Raw genomic sequence first — 1,719 nt, forward strand, 5'->3', positions numbered from 1 at the left:
CTATGCGTTGATTTTAGTGATTAAGGTGGTTTGCAGCAACATCGGTATTGCGCTGCTCACCCCTTAACATGGCGTTAAGTTTCTTCTTTAAAGTAAGGTACACAATAAATATAAATGAAATCATACGAATATTTACATAAAAGAGTATTGGTTACATCTAAAGCTAGGTATGAAGCTAGTAGGCGTTTAAGGCTCCACAGTTGGTGCTCTCAATGGACACTCGCGTTTCTAGCTGTCGGGCAGATAGTTCTAGCATTGTTTACTACGTTTGATCTTGTTGATGACTCAGTGACGAAGAACCAAATTGATATGGCTAGTCTATTTTTTGCGGTAGTTGTTCTTACATATTCATTATTACTTGGTATGGGGGATTTCTCTGCTAGATCTTCGAATATTCATCAATGTGGTTTGGAGTTGGCAGAACTTTCACGGAAACTACATTATCGTGTGACGCACCAATATCAATCTACCGAACATGAATATTTAGACTTCGTGAATAGGTACTATATTTGCCTTAACAGGCACGAAAACCATGTTTCACATGATTATCTGATTGCGAGATTGGACTACCTCATTGAGCATGGGAAAAAACCATCCAATTCTGATGTACTTCTTAACTATAAGTTGAAAATATATTGGTATCGAGCGCTAGGTTTTTCCCATTATATTTTTTCAATCACTTTGCTGCTTCTTTGGTCATGGCATTTGGTGAGTTTCAGTTAACTAAAAGAAACTTAACAAACTGTTTAAGAGTGATTCGCAACGCGTGGCATTTTTATTATGCGTTGCGTTTAGTGTTTAAGGTGGTCTGCGGCGGCATCGGCATTGCGTTGCTCACACCTTAACAGGGCGTTATGCATATTGGGGGGAATAATGAGTGACGATAAGTGGGATAAACTCAGAGCGATACAAATAAAGGTTTATCAGCAAGTAATGCATGAGAATATACAGCAAAAATATGTGTTGTTGCTGGCTACTAGAGTGATGGAGCTTTCTCAAGATGCATATTTTCTGTGCTGTGTTAATCGAGTATCCTCTGTCCCTGTTTTGATGCGCAGTGCTCTGGAATCATATGTAGACCTACAATGTGTAAAGAACGACGAAGGTTATATACAAGAAATGAACCAGTCGGTTCAGTGTTACATGGATGAGTTACAAGGTGGAAAATACGTTAGAAACCCGAGTGTTTGGGGCCGCTTCAAAAAAGCTGGTGAAGAGCATCGCTATCGGTTTTACACTTCGTTGTGCCGCAGTACGCACGGCAATCTTGAATCGTTAATTAGGGATCATACCATTAATGGTGAAGTCTCTCTTGGGCACGAGCACTGCGCAGATGATATTCGACTATACCAAAATCAATTAGTAGAAATATCTGTATCAGCCCTTATTGCTGCATTTGCTTTTATCGGCTTCAAAGGGCCGCTATTGAATGAACTTCAAACAATACATTCAGAGGCTGCCTCTGGAAAATATGCATAACAAGGCGTTTAAGGCAGATTCGCAACGCATGGCATTTTCGGTTTGCTTTGAATTTAGTGTTTACGGCGCAATGGGTTAGGTTTAGTGGTGGCGTTGCTCACTACTTAACGCGGCGTTATGTAACCGAGTACCCCACGTTTAGTAGACACTTTACCAAGTTAGATCTAGGGTCTAATTGAGAGGTGATTTATGGCTAAACATCGTAATCCAGCGTACACCGAAGAGTTCCGTAAAGAAGCA

Annotated in this window: 2 protein-coding genes; both read left to right on the top strand. The window is 40.4% G+C overall.

What is annotated here, in order from left to right; all coding sequences use genetic code 11:
- Positions 1–114: 114 nt before the first annotated feature.
- A complete protein-coding gene (locus R7P74_RS29975) occupies positions 115–723 on the top strand; it encodes an SLATT domain-containing protein (RefSeq protein ID WP_443293315.1) in 609 nt (202 codons plus the stop codon).
- 150 nt (positions 724–873) lie between these two features.
- Positions 874–1,479 carry a DUF5677 domain-containing protein gene (locus R7P74_RS24655; protein WP_318123277.1) on the top strand — a complete coding sequence of 202 codons (606 nt, stop codon included), beginning with the start codon at positions 874–876 and terminating at the stop codon, positions 1,477–1,479.
- Positions 1,480–1,719: the final 240 nt, after the last annotated feature.

The sequence above is a fragment of the Vibrio sp. 2033 genome (assembly GCF_033339735.1).